The 15,525-nt window shown below is 72.4% G+C and carries 17 protein-coding genes, 2 tRNA genes and 1 other RNA gene; 7 read left to right on the top strand and 13 right to left on the bottom strand.

The annotated features are described in order from the left end of the window. Nucleotide 1: 1 nt before the first annotated feature. The 7 genes from BKI49_RS18165 to BKI49_RS18135 all read right to left on the bottom strand — a co-directional run bounded on the left by BKI49_RS18165 (nucleotide 2) and on the right by BKI49_RS18135 (nucleotide 3,708). The gene (locus BKI49_RS18165; protein WP_179332489.1) at nucleotides 2-907 is read right to left on the bottom strand and encodes an RNA polymerase sigma factor SigF; all 906 of its coding nucleotides are present in this window, start codon (nucleotides 905-907) and stop codon (nucleotides 2-4) included. 185 nt (nucleotides 908-1,092) lie between these two features. Continuing rightward, nucleotides 1,093-1,386 (bottom strand): Dabb family protein, encoded by a 294-nt coding sequence (locus BKI49_RS18160; RefSeq protein ID WP_095935328.1) that lies wholly within the window; start codon nucleotides 1,384-1,386, stop codon nucleotides 1,093-1,095. Between the two features lie 52 nt (nucleotides 1,387-1,438). Beyond that, nucleotides 1,439-1,618 (bottom strand): hypothetical protein, encoded by a 180-nt coding sequence (locus tag BKI49_RS18155; protein ID WP_028804500.1) that lies wholly within the window; start codon nucleotides 1,616-1,618, stop codon nucleotides 1,439-1,441. Between the two features lie 457 nt (nucleotides 1,619-2,075). After that, nucleotides 2,076-2,160 (bottom strand) — tRNA-Ser (locus BKI49_RS18150). A gap of 67 nt (nucleotides 2,161-2,227) precedes the next feature. Further along, nucleotides 2,228-2,659: a tRNA adenosine(34) deaminase TadA gene (tadA, locus tag BKI49_RS18145; RefSeq protein ID WP_095935369.1), complete on the bottom strand. Its 432-nt coding sequence runs from the start codon at nucleotides 2,657-2,659 to the stop codon at nucleotides 2,228-2,230. A gap of 69 nt (nucleotides 2,660-2,728) precedes the next feature. Continuing rightward, nucleotides 2,729-3,265, bottom strand: a complete 537-nt coding sequence (locus tag BKI49_RS18140; RefSeq protein WP_095935327.1) for a tRNA adenosine deaminase-associated protein — start codon at nucleotides 3,263-3,265, stop codon at nucleotides 2,729-2,731. A 260-nt stretch (nucleotides 3,266-3,525) separates the two neighbouring features. Next, nucleotides 3,526-3,708: a hypothetical protein gene (locus tag BKI49_RS18135; protein ID WP_095935326.1), complete on the bottom strand. Its 183-nt coding sequence runs from the start codon at nucleotides 3,706-3,708 to the stop codon at nucleotides 3,526-3,528. Nucleotides 3,709-3,846: 138 nt separating this feature from the next. On the opposite strand from BKI49_RS18135, the gene upp reads away from it, so the two are divergent. Beyond that, on the top strand, nucleotides 3,847-4,482 hold the full coding sequence (upp, locus tag BKI49_RS18130) for a uracil phosphoribosyltransferase (RefSeq protein WP_095935368.1): 636 nt from the start codon (nucleotides 3,847-3,849) through the stop codon (nucleotides 4,480-4,482). 55 nt (nucleotides 4,483-4,537) lie between these two features. Here the strand turns inward: upp and BKI49_RS18125 are convergent, their stop codons facing one another. After that, the gene (locus tag BKI49_RS18125; RefSeq protein ID WP_095935325.1) at nucleotides 4,538-5,182 is read right to left on the bottom strand and encodes a LytR C-terminal domain-containing protein; all 645 of its coding nucleotides are present in this window, start codon (nucleotides 5,180-5,182) and stop codon (nucleotides 4,538-4,540) included. A 270-nt stretch (nucleotides 5,183-5,452) separates the two neighbouring features. Then, nucleotides 5,453-5,749 (bottom strand): type II toxin-antitoxin system VapB family antitoxin, encoded by a 297-nt coding sequence (locus BKI49_RS18120; RefSeq protein WP_003999914.1) that lies wholly within the window; start codon nucleotides 5,747-5,749, stop codon nucleotides 5,453-5,455. A 105-nt stretch (nucleotides 5,750-5,854) separates the two neighbouring features. Between BKI49_RS18120 and BKI49_RS18115 the strand changes: the two genes are divergently transcribed. Continuing rightward, complete coding sequence (locus tag BKI49_RS18115; protein ID WP_095935324.1) at nucleotides 5,855-7,552, top strand: helicase HerA-like domain-containing protein; 1,698 nt, start codon at nucleotides 5,855-5,857, stop codon at nucleotides 7,550-7,552. A gap of 57 nt (nucleotides 7,553-7,609) precedes the next feature. On the opposite strand, the gene BKI49_RS35340 is transcribed toward BKI49_RS18115, so the two are convergent. The 3 genes from BKI49_RS35340 to BKI49_RS18105 form a co-directional block, all read right to left on the bottom strand. Beyond that, complete coding sequence (locus tag BKI49_RS35340) at nucleotides 7,610-7,762, bottom strand: hypothetical protein (RefSeq protein WP_179332488.1); 153 nt, start codon at nucleotides 7,760-7,762, stop codon at nucleotides 7,610-7,612. A 70-nt stretch (nucleotides 7,763-7,832) separates the two neighbouring features. Beyond that, on the bottom strand, nucleotides 7,833-8,207 hold the full coding sequence (locus BKI49_RS18110) for a hypothetical protein (protein ID WP_143658468.1): 375 nt from the start codon (nucleotides 8,205-8,207) through the stop codon (nucleotides 7,833-7,835). Between the two features lie 273 nt (nucleotides 8,208-8,480). Then, the gene (locus tag BKI49_RS18105; protein WP_095935322.1) at nucleotides 8,481-9,074 is read right to left on the bottom strand and encodes an HhH-GPD-type base excision DNA repair protein; all 594 of its coding nucleotides are present in this window, start codon (nucleotides 9,072-9,074) and stop codon (nucleotides 8,481-8,483) included. A gap of 131 nt (nucleotides 9,075-9,205) precedes the next feature. Here BKI49_RS18105 and BKI49_RS18100 point away from each other — a divergent pair, with 131 nt between their 5' ends. The 4 genes from BKI49_RS18100 (at nucleotide 9,206) to BKI49_RS18085 (ending at nucleotide 15,081) form a co-directional block, all read left to right on the top strand. Continuing rightward, the gene (locus tag BKI49_RS18100) at nucleotides 9,206-11,341 is read left to right on the top strand and encodes a penicillin acylase family protein (RefSeq protein WP_095935321.1); all 2,136 of its coding nucleotides are present in this window, start codon (nucleotides 9,206-9,208) and stop codon (nucleotides 11,339-11,341) included. Beyond that, nucleotides 11,334-11,963, top strand: coding sequence for a GNAT family N-acetyltransferase (locus tag BKI49_RS18095; RefSeq protein ID WP_095935320.1), 630 nt, complete (start codon nucleotides 11,334-11,336; stop codon nucleotides 11,961-11,963). Before BKI49_RS18100 ends, BKI49_RS18095 begins: the two co-directional genes overlap by 8 nt. A gap of 63 nt (nucleotides 11,964-12,026) precedes the next feature. After that, entirely contained in the window at nucleotides 12,027-13,949 is a 1,923-nt protein-coding gene (locus tag BKI49_RS18090; protein ID WP_095935319.1) for a copper resistance CopC/CopD family protein, read from the top strand. A 238-nt stretch (nucleotides 13,950-14,187) separates the two neighbouring features. After that, nucleotides 14,188-15,081 (top strand): hypothetical protein, encoded by an 894-nt coding sequence (locus BKI49_RS18085; RefSeq protein ID WP_095935318.1) that lies wholly within the window; start codon nucleotides 14,188-14,190, stop codon nucleotides 15,079-15,081. 80 nt (nucleotides 15,082-15,161) lie between these two features. On the opposite strand, the gene BKI49_RS18080 is transcribed toward BKI49_RS18085, so the two are convergent. Beyond that, nucleotides 15,162-15,249: transfer RNA gene (locus BKI49_RS18080), tRNA-Ser, on the bottom strand. A gap of 71 nt (nucleotides 15,250-15,320) precedes the next feature. Here BKI49_RS18080 and ffs point away from each other — a divergent pair. Continuing rightward, nucleotides 15,321-15,419: signal recognition particle sRNA small type (gene ffs, locus BKI49_RS18075), an RNA gene on the top strand. Nucleotides 15,420-15,525: the final 106 nt, after the last annotated feature.

The following is a 15,525-nucleotide window of genomic DNA, read 5'->3' as shown; positions in this document are numbered from 1 at the left end:
GTTACGCCTCGATCCTGTTTGCGGATCGAAGACGCGCGAAGCTGCGGGCGAGCAGCCTTGACACATGCATCTGCGAGACACCCAGTTCGGCGCTGATCTGGGACTGGGTGAGGTTGCTGTAGTAGCGCAGCAGCAGGATCCGCTGCTCGCGTTCGGGCAGTTGTACGAGCAGATGCCGTACGAGGTCGCGGTGTTCGACTCCGTCGAGCGCCGGGTCCTCGTAGCCGAGCCGGTCGAGCAGGCCCGGCAGGCCGTCGCCCTCCTGGGCCGCTTCGAGGGAGGTGGCGTGGTACGAGCGCCCCGCCTCGATGCAGGAGAGCACCTCGTCCTCGCTGATGCGCAGCCGCTCGGCGATCTCTGCCGTCGTCGGCGAGCGCCCGAAGGCGGTCGTCAGGTCCTCCGTCGCGCTGTTCACCTGCACCCACAGTTCGTGCAGGCGGCGCGGTACGTGGACGGTGCGGACGTTGTCGCGGAAGTACCGCTTGATCTCGCCGACGACCGTCGGCATCGCGAAGGTCGGGAACTGCACGCCCCGCTCGGGGTCGAAGCGGTCGATCGCGTTGATCAGCCCGATGGTGCCGACCTGGACGACGTCCTCCATCGGCTCGTTGCGGGAGCGGAAGCGGGCGGCCGCGTACCGCACGAGCGGGAGGTTCGCCTCGATGAGCGCCCCGCGTACGCGGTTGTGCTCCGGCGTACCCGGTTCCAGGGTCTTGAGCTGGCCGAAGAGGACCTGAGTGAGGGCCCGGGTGTCGGCGCCGCGGCGCCGTTCCGGCGTGACGTCCTGGGGTGGCGCCTGGGCCGGAGCCGAGGCCCCCTCCTGGGGCGGCGCAGTACTGGCCGACACGGTCAACGCCACCTCTTCATCCGTCAACTCATCCGTCAACTCTCCGTCAAAAGCGGTCATAGCATCACAAGACATGTGCACTGTGTGCAAGCACCGCATAACCCCGTGTTGAGGGTGAGTTGAGGTGCGGTACGCGAAAGGCCCCCCGCCCGTTGCGGCGAGGGGCCGACGAGGTGGCGAGGGGGCCGAGGAGGAGGTGGAGTGTGGGTGGAGCACGGCCGGGGAGCCGTGGCCGCCGGGAGGGCTCAGAAGGGGTAGTCGGCGATCACCCAGGTCGCGAACTCACGCCACAGAGTGACACCCGCCTGGTGGGCAGGGTGCTCCAGATAGCGCTTCAGGGCGTCGGTGTCCTCGACGGCGGAGTTGATCGCGAAGTCGTACGCGATGGGCCGGTCGGTGATGTTCCAGTCGCATTCCCAGAACCGGAGCTCGGGGATCTGGTCGCCGAGCGCGCGGAAAGCGGCGACACCCTCGACGACGCGCGGGTCGTCGCGCTCGACGCCCTCGTTGAGCTTGAAGAGGACCAGATGGCGGATCACGGGCACTCCCTGGTGGTGCGGTTCTGTGCGCCGCCCGTCGGCCCGGTTCTTCTCAGTTCTTCGCCCCGTCGGCGATCCACGTCATGAAGTCGCCGATGGCCTGAGCGGCGCTCGATATGCCCTCGAACCCTATCTGCACGTAGTCCGCGGCCTTGGCCGGATCGGTGATGATCACGTACAGGATGAAGACCACGAGCACATAGATGGCGATCTTCTTCGAGTTCACCGCCATCGCGGCCTCCCTGTGACTTCTGCGCCCGGTGGGCCCCCTGTTGCCGGCGGCGAGTGTAACCTTCACGCCGCTTTTAAGGACCAACGGCCCGCTGGTCCAGGCCTTTTGCCGGGCCGGTCCGGGCGCGCCGCGGCCCAGGATGGAAGGTGCCCGGCGGTTCCAGCAGGAGTCCGCGGGGCCGGGACGGACTCCACTGCGGGGTCCCCGCCGCCGCTTCCCCGATGGCGCGGCGTGGACTTGTGGGTCCTCTCCGTCGGGGGAAGCGGCTTGTCCCCCCGATGCCGCTTCCCCCGTTCTCCTCGGGCGAGGGAAAGAAGAGCCCCGGCGACTGAGCGGCGCCGGGGCTCTTCCGTACGACGGCCCGGGCGCGGACACGACGGCACGGCGTGTGCGGCCGGACGCCGAAGGGATGCGGGACGCACGAAGGGCCCCGTCTTGCGACGAGGCCCTTCTCAAGCGGTAGCGGAGGGATTTGAACCCTCGGTGACTTGCGCCACACTCGCTTTCGAGGCGAGCTCCTTCGGCCGCTCGGACACGCTACCGAGGGAGACACTACCCCAAGGTGGGCCGTGGTCTGAAATCCGTTTCCGGGGCCTCGTCGATCAGCCGTCAGCGGTCGCGGAAGAACTCGGTGAGCAGCCGGGCGCACTCGTCCGCGAGGACGCCCTCGATCACCTCGGGGCGGTGGTTGAGCCGGCGGTCGCGCACGAGGTCCCAGAGGGAGCCGGCCGCGCCCGCCTTCTCGTCGCGGGCGCCGTACACGACCCGGTCCACCCGGGACTGCACGAGCGCGCCCGCGCACATCGTGCAGGGCTCCAGGGTGACGACGAGCGTGCACCCGGACAGCCGCCACTCGCCGACCTCGGCGGCGGCACGGCGCAGCGCGAGAATCTCGGCGTGCGCCGTCGGGTCGTGGGTGACCTCGCGCTCGTTGTGCCCGGTCGCGAGCACCGTCGTACCGTCCGCGGACAGCACGACGGCGCCGACGGGAACGTCCCCGCCCCGGACGGCCCGGTGGGCCTCGTCCAGGGCGAGCCGCATCGCGGCCCGCCAGCGGTCGCGCACGGGGTCGGGTCGGGGTGCCTGATAAGTGGTGCTCACCGGGGGAACCTAGCGGACGGTCTCCAGGACCTCGGCCGCTCCCAGGGCGTCGGCGATCGTGCTGAGCGCGTCGCCTTCGTCCAGGGCGAGCAGTTCCTTCTCGCTCACTCCGAGGTCCGCGAGGATGTCGCGGTCCCCGACGGGGCTGTGCGACACGGCGTCGCCGGCCTCGTTCTCGTCCTCCTCCTCGTCGTCGGAGGACTCGGGTTCGCCGTCCTCCGTGCCGTCGAGGTCGAGGGAGTCCAGGTCGGCGTCGTCGTCGCCGGGCTCCCGTCCTAGTAGTTCGTCCGTGAGCAGGATCTCGCCGTACGAGCTGCGAGACGCCGCGGCGGCGTCCGAGACGTAGATACGAGGGTCCTCCTCGCCGTCCACGCGGACGACGCCGAACCAGGCGTCCTCCTGCTCGATGAGCACGAGAACCGTGTCCTCGTCCGAGGCCTCACGGGCCAGGTCGGTCAGATCCGACAGGGTTTCCACATCGTCGAGCTCTGTGTCGCTCGCTTCCCACCCGTCTTCGGTGCGCGCGAGCAGTGCGGCGAAGTACACCGTGACTCTCCCACTGGTCATAGGCGTGCCGGTTGGGGGTCCCCCCGGCGGAGGCTGTGGGCGGGGCGTGCAGCTCCGAGCCCCACCCACTCGGAATCGTGGCAGAAACAGAGCGTTCAGGGGACGTCTTCGGCCTGCTGTGTCTGCCTCTTTTGATCGCTAACAGCGGATCGTACGCGGCCCTCGGCGTCGTGCGGGCACCTCTTCGTCCGGACACGAGGTCACACGGCGTGGGCGGGACACCGGTTCGGAGCGGTCGGCTACCAGCGGAAGGTGCGCATGCGCATGGCGTGGCGCAGTCGTGCGGCCTTGGCGCGGCGGGGCTGGACCCGGTCGCGCAACTCGCGTGCCTCGGCCAGGTCGCGGAGGAACTGGGCGCGCCGCCTCCTGCGCTCGGCGTCGGTCTCGGGCTGCTCGGCGGGCTCCTCGTCCCGGTTCCGCATAGACACACCACCCCAGGTCAGTCCCTCCCACTTTCCCTCCGACGGGCGGTTTGATGCCAGCATCCGGGCGAACGTACGGGCGGGGCCTTGCCGGGCTGGGCAGTGGCGGGGTGCCGGACCCCGGCTACTGTTGTGGACATGCGTCTCCACGTCGTCGACCACCCCCTGGTCGCCCATAAGCTCACCACCCTGCGCGACCGGCGCACCGATTCCCCGACCTTCCGGCGGCTCGCCGACGAGCTGGTCACCCTGCTCGCCTACGAGGCCACCCGCGACGTGCGCACGGAGCAGGTCGACATCACGACCCCGGTCGCCTCGACCACGGGCGTCAAGCTCTCCTACCCGCGCCCGCTCGTCGTGCCGATCCTGCGGGCGGGCCTCGGCATGCTCGACGGCATGGTGCGGCTGCTGCCGACGGCCGAGGTGGGCTTCCTGGGCATGGTGCGCAACGAGGAGACGCTCCAGGCCTCCACGTACGCCACCCGTATGCCGGACGACCTGTCCGGCCGTCAGGTGTACGTCCTCGACCCGATGCTGGCCACCGGCGGCACGCTCGTCGCCGCGATCCAGGAGCTGATCAAGCGCGGTGCGGACGACGTCACCGCCGTGGTCCTGCTCGCCGCTCCCGAGGGCGTCGAGGTCATGGAGCGCGAGCTCGCCGGCACGCCGGTGACGGTCGTGACCGCGTCGGTCGACGAACGGCTCAACGAGCACGGCTACATCGTGCCGGGGCTGGGCGACGCGGGTGACCGGATGTACGGCGCCGCGGAGTAGGCAGCGGGTTTCCAGGAGCCGCCGCGGGCCCTCGGGCCGGCGGCGGCTTCTCGCATCAGCAGCTCTTCTTGGAGGCGGAGGGCGCCGGCGTCGGCTGGGCCAGGACGGCCAGGGCCTTGTCGGCGTCCGCCTTCTTCGTCAGCGAGGTGAAGGCGGTACCGATGATGAGGTCGACCTCGGTGGCCTTCGCGCGTCCGTCGGTCTTCAGCTCGGCGCCGGAGAGCTGGGTGCCGAGGACGGGGAGCACGGTGGCGTAGGCCGCCTTCGAGCCGAGCAGCAGCCCGGGGCCCTTGACCTTCTTGTCGTACGCGGCCGTCGCGTTGCCCACGTCGCCGATCTTGAAGCCGCGCTTCTTCAGCTCGTCCGCGGTCTTCTTGGCGAGCCCGCTGCGGGGCGTGGCGTTGAGGACGTTCACGGTGATCCGGCCGGGCTCGGGCACGGCCCCGGCGGCGGCGGACGTCGTGGAGGTCCGGGCGGCCGGGGACGCCTCGGCCGCGGCGCCGGTCTTCTTCGTGCAGCCCGCGGAACTCGCCGAGGCCTTGTCGCCGCCCGTGAAGACGTCGATGAGCTGCAGGGTCCCCCACCCGATCAGCCCGAGTGCGGTGACGGAGGCGACGACGAGGAAGGCGAGCCTGCGGCGCCCTCGGGGTCGGCGCATCCGCGGGTACTTGTCCCCCGTGATCCGGTACTGGCCGCCCATGCCAGGGGGAGTCAGCATGCTCATGGGCGCAGCGTAGTGCGCCCGGACCATGATGCCTACTAAACGATCATCATACGGAGCTCAGTCCAACCCAAAAGGGTCAATGTTCGGAGCGGCGCCAGGTCGACGCGGGGTTTTCCGGGGCCGTACGGGCGCACCCGAGCCGGCGGCCGTGTCGCTCCGGGCGGCCGGATCGGCCGGGAGGTGCGGACGGCCGTCGGCTGCAGCGGTCCGTGGGGCGAGTCGCTCCCGCCGGACCGGCCGGTCGCGTCAGTCGAGTTCGAGTACGCGCGCGTGGAGCACCTGGCGCTGCTGGAGCGCCGCGCGGACGGCGCGGTGCAGGCCGTCCTCCAGATACAGGTCGCCCTGCCATTTCACGACGTGCGCGAAGAGGTCGCCGTAGAAGGTGGAGTCCTCGGCGAGGAGGGTCTCCAGGTCCAGCTGGCCCTTGGTCGTCACGAGCTGATCGAGGCGGACCGGGCGCGGCGCGACGTCCGCCCACTGCCGGGTGCTTTCCCGGCCGTGGTCGGGGTACGGCCGGCCGTTTCCGATGCGCTTGAAGATCACACGGAAAGCCTACCGGCCAAGAGCTTCCGGGCGCAGCCATGGCGACGGAGTGCGACGCTGGAAAAGGCGCCGTAAATCCGTGCAAATGGGGAACAGGGGTCCGATATGAGCGACAGTGAGACCGTGCCGGCGGCCACCGGACCCCGGACGGATCCCGCCCCAGCCGCTGCGACGACGGGCGGCGCACCGGACGCCGCTCCCCGGACTGCGGGCACCACTCCCGAGGGGCACCCGGAGGCGACCGGCGGCGCACCCGCGCTCCCCGAGGAGGCCCTGAAGATCGCCTCCGGGTACGCGTTCTCCGGTCCCGCTCTCGATCTGGGCGCCCTGATCTGGGACGGTCGGTGCCTGCCCGACGCGCAGATCCGCGTCCCGCTGCCGATGCTCAACCGGCACGGCCTCGTCGCGGGCGCCACCGGTACCGGCAAGACCAAGACGCTCCAGCTGATCGCGGAACAGCTGTCGGCCCAGGGTGTGCCCGTCTTCCTCGCCGACGTCAAGGGCGACGTCTCCGGCGTCTCGGCCCCCGGCCTGCCCGGCGCGAAGGTCCAGGAGCGTGCGAGCGAGGTCCACCAGGAGTGGGCGCCGGCCGGCTGTCCCGCCGAGTTCTACGCGCTCGGCGGCATGGGCCACGGCATCCCGCTACGCGCCACGATCACCAGCTTCGGCCCGGTGCTGCTGTCCAAGGTGCTCCAGCTCAACCGGACGCAGGAGCAGTCGCTCGGCCTGATCTTCCACTACGCGGACCAGAAGGGCCTGGAGCTCGTCGACCTCAAGGACCTGCGCGCGGTCGTCGCCTTCCTGACGTCGGACGAGGGCAAGCAGGAACTGAAGGGCATCGGAGGGCTGTCGACCGCGACCGCCGGGGTGATCCTCCGGTCCCTCACGGCGTTCGAGGCGCAGGGCATGAGCCCGTTCTTCGGGGAGCCCGAGTTCGACACGAGCGAGCTGCTGCGCACCGCGTCCGAGGGGCGCGGCGTCGTGTCCGTGCTCGAACTCCTCGCGGTCCAGGACAAGCCGCAGCTCTTCTCGACCTTCCTGATGTGGCTGCTCGCCGACCTCTTCCACGATCTGCCGGAGGTCGGCGACGCGGACAGACCGAAGCTCGTCTTCTTCTTCGACGAGGCCCATCTGCTGTTCAACGACGCCTCGAAGGCCTTCCTGGACTCCATCACGCAGACCGTGCGCCTGATCCGTTCCAAGGGGGTGGGCGTGTTCTTCGTGACGCAGACCCCGAAGGACGTCCCCGGCGACGTCCTCGCCCAGCTCGGCAACCGCGTCCAGCACGCGCTGCGGGCCTTCACGCCGGACGACCAGAAGGCGCTGAAGGCCACCGTGAAGACCTTCCCCGACTCCGCGTACGACCTGGAGGAGGTCCTCACCGGTCTCGGCACCGGCGAGGCGGTCGTCACCGTGCTCAGCGAGAAGGGCGCGCCGACGCCGGTGGCGGTGACCCGGCTGCGGGCGCCGCGGTCCCTGATGGGGCCGGTCGAGGACGGGGCACTGGACCGGGCGGTGCAGGGGTCGCCGCTGTACGGGCGGTACGCGCAGGCGGTGGACCGGGAGTCGGCGTACGAGAAGCTCACGGCGGCGCAGGCCGCGCAGGCGGCGGAGCGGGACGCCGTCCGGGAGGCGCCGCGGGCCGCGCGGTCCGGCGGCGGACGCCGTCCGAAGGAGGAGGCCTCGGTCGTCGAACAGGTCGTCGGCAGCGGTCTGTTCAAGTCGCTGGCCCGGTCGGTGGGGACGCAGATCGGGCGCGAGATCACCCGGTCGATCTTCGGGACGGCCCGGCGCCGTAGGTAGGGCGGCCGCCCCGGGCAGGGCGACCGCCGGGTCGGGCAGGGGCGACCGCCGGCTCGGTCAGTCGCCGCCCTGTTCCTTAGGGGGTGTGTGCGGGGGTGGCCCGTCCGGCAGTTGTGCGTCCGGCTCGGTCCGGGGTTCCGGCTTCGGTGCGTTGCGTACGGCCTCCGCGCGCAGCAGGGCGCGCAGCACCGCGTAGGGGTCGCTGGGCATGGCTGTGTCCTGAGTCCTTCGTGTGTGTGCTTGTTCGCGCTGGTGGGCGACCGGTCGAGGGCCGGGACCGTCAGCAGCGCAGCACCACGCAGCGGAGGGACCGCAGGGCGGGGGAGTGCGACGCCGGCGCGGGGGCCGGGAGGAGGACGAGCCGGTGCTCCGGCTCCGGGAGTCCCGCGACGGCGGGTACGCGCAGCGGGGAGAGCGTGCCGTGTCCCTGGCGGACCGGCGGACGCAGAGCGGTGTCGAGTACGTCGTGCTCGGCGGCGCCGGGTTCGGCGGTGATGCTGGGCGCGGAGGCGGCGAGGGACTCGGGGTGGGGTCCGGCCGCGAGCATCGCGACGACCAGCAGGACGAGGAGTCGTGCGCAGCGGCGGGCCCGAGTCCCTTCCCGCGCCCGCGCGCACCGGCGCAGCGGGTGCGGGGGGCGCGGGAAGGGACTCATGAGAGGTCATGTCCCCCTCGGACCCCGTCACCGCACCGGTCCGAGCGGCAGATCCGCCCTGTTGGCGTACCTGCGGGCCCCGCGGCCGCCGTCTCTCCGCATCCGGGCCGCGGATCCGGACGCCCGGGACTCCAGCTCAGCTGCCGGGGCCGCAAGGCCGGGCTCAGCCGGCAGGGGTCGCGCGGTCGGGCCCGGCGCCGGGGGTCACGAGGCGGGGCTCAGCCGCCGGCGACCGTGTGGTCGGGCCCGGCGCCGGGGGTCACGACGCCGGGCTCAGTTGCCGGAGGCCTTCGCGGCCTTGGCGGCGGCCTTCATCTCCTGCTTGTGCGCGCGCACCTTGGCGAGCGACTCGGGTCCGGTGATGTCGGCCACGGAGCGGTACGACTTCGCCTCGCCGTAGGCGCCGGCGGCCTCGCGCCAGCCCTTGGGGCGCACCCCGAGCTGCTTCCCGAGGAGGGCGAGGAAGATCTGCGCCTTCTGGGGCCCGTAGCCGGGGAGGTCCTTGAGGCGCCGGAGCAGTTCGTCGCCGGTGGCGACGTCCTTCCACAGCGCCGTGGGGTCGCCGTCGTAGTGCTCCACGAGGTACTGACACAGCTGCTGGATGCGCTTGGCCATGGAACCGGGGTACCGGTGCACGGCGGGTTTGGCGGACAGCAGCGCGGCGAACTCCTCCGGGCCGTACGCGGCGATCTCGTGCGCGTCGAGGTCGTCCGCCCCCATCCGCTGGGCGATGGTGTACGGCCCCGCGAAGGCCCACTCCATGGGCACCTGCTGGTCCAGCAGCATGCCGACGAGGGCCGCGAGCGGGCTGCGGCCGAGGAGTTCGTCGGCCTCGGGCTGCTGGGCGAGGTGAAGGGTGACGTCCATGGACCGATGATCCCGCGTACGCGGCGGGGCCGCGCGGTCGTGGCCCCGGCGCACGCACTCTCCACCCCGCACGTACGATTCCGCAGCGAATGAGTTAGGTTAGCCTAACCTGAGGGAAGTGGGGATGGTCCGTGACCGTCGAGATCCGTCGTGACGCCTGGGGCATCCCCCATCTGCGCGCCACCGGCGTGCGAGAACTCGCCCACGCGCAGGGCCGCGTCACCGCCGTGGACCGGGCCTGGCAGCTGGAGGTCGAACGCCACCGCTCGCGGGGCACCTCGGCCGCCTTCCTCGGCGCCGAGGCCGTCGCGTGGGACCGCCTCGCCCGGCAGGCCCGCCTCGACGACACCGCGCGCCGCTGCTTCGCGGCCCTGGAGAAGAACGACCCGGATACCGCCGACTGGATCCGCGCGTACGTCGCCGGGGTCAACGAAGGGCTCGCCGAAGGGGCGCGCAGGGCGCCGGAGTTCACCACGACGGGGCTCGCCCCCGGCCGCTGGGAACCGTGGAGTCCGCTCGGGGTCTGGCTGGGGACGCACATCCTGTTCGCCGGATTCCCCGCGAAGCTGTGGCGCGAGCACGTCGTACGGCGGCTCGGCGCCGACGCGGTCGCCCTGTTCGCCACGGACGGGCCCGGCACGTCCGGGAGCAACGGGTGGCTGGTGAGCGGCGCCCGCACGGTCAGCGGGCACGCGGTCATCGCCGGTGACCCCCACCGCTTCGTCGAGGCCCCGGGCGTCTACCAGCAGATCCGTCTGGCCTGCCCCGAGTTCGACGTCGTCGGACTCGCCGTCCCCGGTGTGCCCGGCATCGCCCACTTCGGCCACACCGGATCGGTCGCCTGGGCCATCACGAACGCGATGGCCGACTACCAGGACCTGTACCGCGAACGTCTGCGCCGGGCGCCCGGCGGCCCGGCCGACGGGGACGCGGCGTCCGGCGCCGGTCCCCGCGAGACCGTCGAGGCCCTGGGCCCGGACGGCGCGTGGCGGGCCGTGGCGCGGCACGTGGAGATCGTCGAGGTGGCCGGCGGCGAGCCCGTCGAGGTCGAGGTGATCGAGACGGAGCGCGGGCCCGTGGTCGTCGGCGGGGTCGGCGCGGAGGACACCATCAGTCTGCGCTGCCCGCCCCGGGTGACGGAGGACCTCGGTTTCAGCGCGCTCCTCCCCCTGCTGCGCGCCCGCCGGGTCGCGGACGTGGACCGGGCGTTCGAGCGGTGGGCCGAGCCCGTGAACGTCGTGCAGGCCGCCGACACCGAGGGCGGTCTTCTGCACCGGGTCGCGGGACGGGTCCCGGTCCGCGGCGAGGACAACCGCACACGGGTCGTGCCCGCCTGGGAAGCCGGACACGAGTGGCACGGCTGGCACGAGATGCCGTACGGCCCGGTCGAGGACGGCCTCGCCGTGATGGCGAACCAGCGCGGCCCGGCCACCCCGCTGGGCGTGGAGTTCGCCCCGCCGCACCGCGCCCGCCGCATCCGGCAGCTCCTCGACGGGGCGCGGACGTGGTCCGCACAGGACATGCCCGCCGTGCACATGGACACCCGTCTCGCCTCCGCCGCGGCCCTGTTGGACCGCCTGCCCGGCATCGGGGAGGACCTCGGCACCGACGCGGTCGCGCTGCGGGACCGGCTCCTGCGCTGGGACCGGCACATGGACGCCGGCAGCGCCGACGCGGCGGCCTACGCGGCGCTGCGCGACGCGGTCGTACGGCGCCTCGCCGCGCACCCCGCGCTCGCCGTCCTCGCCGACCCGCCCGCGTACCCGGAGATCTTCCTCCCCTGGCTCGCCCTCACCCCGCGTGTCGGCTTCGCCCTCGAGAACCTGCTGCGGGCACAGGAGTTGTACGGCATCGACCGCGACGCCGTGGTCCGGGAGGCTCTGGAGGAGGTGGCCGCCCGGCGGACGTCCCGCACCTGGGGGGACACCCACCGGCTCGCGCCCTGGCGTGCCGTCCCCGGTACCCCGTACGACGAGCCGGGGCTCTCCGGCGACCACGACTGCGTGCTGTGCACGTCGGCGGTGCCCGGCGTCACCGACCTGAGCGCCCGGGGCCCCGCCGCCCGGTACGTGTGGGACCTCGCCGACCGGGACAACAGCCTCTGGGTGGTGCCGTTCGGCGCCGACGGCGTGCCCGGCTCGGACCACCACCGCGACCAGCTCCCCCTGTGGATCGCGGGAGAACTCGCCCCCGTGTGCACGGACTGGGACCGGCTCATGGCGGACGGCGGCACGACCCGGCAGAACACGGAGGACCACGATGACTGACCGGTACGGCGACGACCGCGAGGCCGTGCACGAGCAACTGGTCGACGGCTTCGGCACGCTGCGGGTCCTGCCCCTCGACCCGCGCGCCGACCTCGACGTCGTCCACCGCTGGGTCACGCACGAGCGGGCCGTCCACTGGGGGATGAACGGGCTCACCGAGGAGCAGGTCCTGGAGACCTATCTGCACCTGGACTCCCTCGACACCCACCACGCCTTCCTCATGGTCAAGGACGGTGTGCCGGCGGCCCTCTTCCAGACCTACGAACCCGAGGCCGACCGCGTCAGCGAGTGCTACGAGGTGCGGCCCGGCGACATCGGCGTCCACCTGCTGATCGGGCCGGCGGGACCCGGAGGCGGCCGGCCGGGCTGGTCGGCCGCCCTGCTGGGCGCGTTCACGACGTACGCGCTGATCGGCCTCGACCGGCAGCGGATCGTGGTCGAACCCGATGCCCGCAACGCCAAGGCGATCGCCCGCCTGACCCGGCAGGGCTTCGTCCCCGCCGGGGAGATCGTGCTTCCCGAAATCGACCTTCCCGAGGTCTACTTGCCGGAGAAACGCGCCCGACTCGCCTTCCTGACACGGGCGGCGGCCTTCGGAGAGGGTTCTCCGGCGCCGCGGTGAGCACCGCACCGCACGCGTCCGTATCTGTCCGAGAGCCTGTGAACGCGGATACGGAGACGGCGTGTGAGCGGACAGCGAGACCGACGGCGGCACCTCGTCCGGGGCCTGGCGCTGCTGGGCGGCGTCCTGTTGCTGGTCCTCTTCGGCGGCGTGGGCGGCGCGTCCGCGCACGCCGCGCTGACCGGCACCGACCCGCGGGACGGCAGCGTCCTGAAGACGGCGCCCCGTCAGCTGACCCTGACGTTCAGCGAGTCCGTCGGTCTGCTCGACGACTCCTTCCGCGTGCTGAGCCCCGACAACCGGCGCCTGCACACGGGCAGGACCGGGCACGCGGACGGACGGTCCGACACCGCCCGGGTGACGCTGCCGCGCGGCCTGGGCACCGGCACGTTCACCGTGGTCTGGCGGGTGGTCTCCGCCGACAGCCACCCCGTCTCCGGCGCCTTCACCTTCTCCGTCGGCAAACCCTCCGAGACGGCCGTCGCGCTGCCGGCCACCGAGAACCCCGCCTCCAAGACCCTCTACGACATCGCCCGCTACGCCGCGTACACCGGTCTGGCCCTGCTCATCGGCGCGACGGCCTTCACGCTGGCGTGCGGCTACCCCGGCGACGTACGGCGCCTGCTGCTGACCGGCTGGTGGACCCTGCTGACGGCCACGCTGGCGCTGCTCCTGCTGCGCGGCCCGTACGAACGCGGCATCGGCCCGGCCGCCGCCTTCGACCCGGACGTGCTGCGCGCGACGCTCACCGGCCGGCCCGGTGTGGCACTGGTGGTCCGGCTGGTGCTGCTCGGCGCGGCGGCCTTCCTCCCCGTCCGAGCGGTCCTGCGCGGGACCGCGGCGGACGCCCCGGACACCGGTGACGCCGGGGACGCGGGGACGGGCGGCGCACGGCGTCCCGCGCCGGGATCCGCGCCCGGAAGGGAACGGGCCGTCGTCGTCCTCGGCGGGCTGCTCACCCTCGGCCTCGCCGTCACCTGGGCCGTCGCCGAACACGCGTCCGCCGGCATCCAGGTGCCCGCGGCGATGGTGTCCTCCGTGCTGCACCTGCTCGCCATGGCCGTGTGGCTCGGCGGACTGACCGCCCTGCTCCTCGCGCTCCACCGGCCCGCCGAGCACCTCCCCCGGACGGTCGTCGCCCGCTTCTCCCGGCTCGCCCTCGGCTCGGTCGCCGTCCTCGCCGCGACCGGCCTCTACCAGTCGTGGCGCGGCCTCGGCTCCTGGGACGCCCTGACGTCGACGTCGTACGGCCGGCTCCTCGTCGTCAAGCTGTGCGCGGTCCTGCTCCTGCTGGCGGGAGCGGCGTACTCGCGGCGGTGGACACGACGGTGGGCACTCACGGACGGCCAGGAGACGGCGGCCGGGCAGCGCGTGTCCACCGGGGCGAAGGCCACGGTCCCGGCCGCCCGGGTGCCGGAGCCGGTCGGCGGCCCGCCCCTCACCGACACCACGACCGCCCCGGACGCCCCGGACGGAACCGACGCCGGCGACCGGGCGGCCGTGTACCGCCGCGGACTGCGGCGCTCGGTCCTCGCCGAGGTCACCGTCGCCGTCCTCGTCCTGGTCGTCACGACCGTGCTGACGGGCACGCAGCCCGGCCGGGCGGCCACCGAGACGGCTGCCGCGACCGTCGCCGCGGACCGCCCGACGTCGTCCACGACCCTCGTGCCCTTCGACGTCGGCACGCCGGGCGGGCACGGCAAGGTGCAGATCGAGATGAGTCCCGCCGGGGTCGGTGAGAACACGGTGCAGGCCGTCGTCCTCGGCCCCGACGGCGGCATCTCGACCGTCCCCGAGCTGCGGCTCACCTTCACCCTCGCCGCGCAGCAGGTCGGCCCCATCGACGCGGAGCTCACCGACAAGGGCGGCTACTGGGGAACCGACGGCGTCACCCTCCCGATCGCCGGCACCTGGACGATGAAGGTCACCGTGCGCACCACCGACATCGACCAGGTCACGGTCGAGAAGTCCGTGAAGATCGGCTGAGCCGCGCGAAGGTGTGACACGCCTCACCAGGACGGCCGACTTCGAGGAGCCCCGACGGCGTGCTCCTGTCGGCCGTCGGACGGAAACGGCTGCACCGTCCGGGGGAGCGCCCCGCGTGCCCGTAACCGCCGGAGACCGGCGGGGGAACATCGACTCCGCTCCCCCGAGCCTGCGGCGCTGCCCGCTCCGATGCCGGGAGCACCCTGCGGATCCGGGACTTCGAAGGAGCGACCTGCCCATGTTCACCCGTAAGTCGTCAGCGCTCATCGCCCAGGCCATGTGTGCCGGAGCCGTCGCGACGGTCGTGGTCACCGCCACTCCCGCGTCGGCACAGACGATCGTCCCGTGCAGTGCGACCGCCCTGTCCGCCGCCATCGCCGCCGCCAACGGCGCGCAAGGCGGAGACCTGGTGCTGGCGCCGGGCTGCACCTACGCGCTGACCACGCCGCTGCCGGACATCACCAGCACGATCACCGTCAACGCCCGGCACAGCACCCTCACACGGTCGTCCACGGCCTCCTTCGGCATCCTCTCCGTCGCCTCCGGCGGAAAACTCTCGATCAGCGACGCCACCATCACCAACGGCGACGCCCCGGACTTCGGCGGCGGCATCGCCAACCGCGGCGTGCTGCACGTGACCGACAGCGTGTTCCGCGACAACCACGCCACCTACTCCGGCGCCATCGGCGGCGGTTCCGGGAGCACCACCTGGATCGAGAGGACCACCATCCAGCGCAACACCGCCAAGGTGAACGGCGGCGGCGTCGCCAACGACGGGAACATGACCATCCTCAACAGCCGCCTCATCGGCAACACGGCCGGCGCCGTGTCCGGCAACGGGGTCGGCGGGGGAGTGGCCAACGACGGCACGCTGAACATCGTGCGCTCCGACATCAACGAGAACCATGCCGACAGGGCCGGCGGCGTCGCCGACATCGACGGCGGCACGACGACGATCAAGGACACCAACGTCAACGCCAACACGGCCGACGTGGCGCCCGGCGGCGTCCTCAGCACCCCCGAGCCGAACAACATCAGCGGTACCGTCAACCTGATCTCTTCCTGGGTCAGGAACAACCGGCCCACCAACTGCGCCGGCAGCAACATCGCCATCGCGGGCTGCACGAACTGAGACCCGGTTCCCGGCCGGACAACGTCGAAGGGCCCCACCGCGAACGGTGGGGCCCTTCGACATCGTGCCCGGTGAGGCACTGGCGGAGGATACGAGATTCGAACTCGTGAGGGGTTGCCCCCAACACGCTTTCCAAGCGTGCGCCCTAGGCCTCTAGGCGAATCCTCCGCGGCAAACAATACAAGACGTTGAGGAGTGCTCGCGAACTCGTTCCCCCGGTCAGGATCCTGTACCCTGTGCGGAGCCCCTCACGTGGCGCTATCTGACTGAACTCCCCCAGGGCCGGAAGGCAGCAAGGGTAGGTCGGCTCTGGCGGGTGCGTGGGGGGCGCTTGCGTTTGCGGGGCGGGGCCAGGCTCCCGCCGCGGAGGCCGAGGGGCCGGCAGGGACGCTGTCGGGCCGGGCTGCGTGCGGCGGGGATGCCGCGGGCCGGTGGAGGCCGCGG

The organism is Streptomyces sp. Tue6028, from assembly GCF_002300165.1.
In the GTDB taxonomy this organism is placed as follows: Bacteria; Actinomycetota; Actinomycetes; order Streptomycetales; family Streptomycetaceae; genus Streptomyces; species Streptomyces siamensis.
This window is presented reverse-complemented; position numbering and strand designations above follow the sequence as displayed.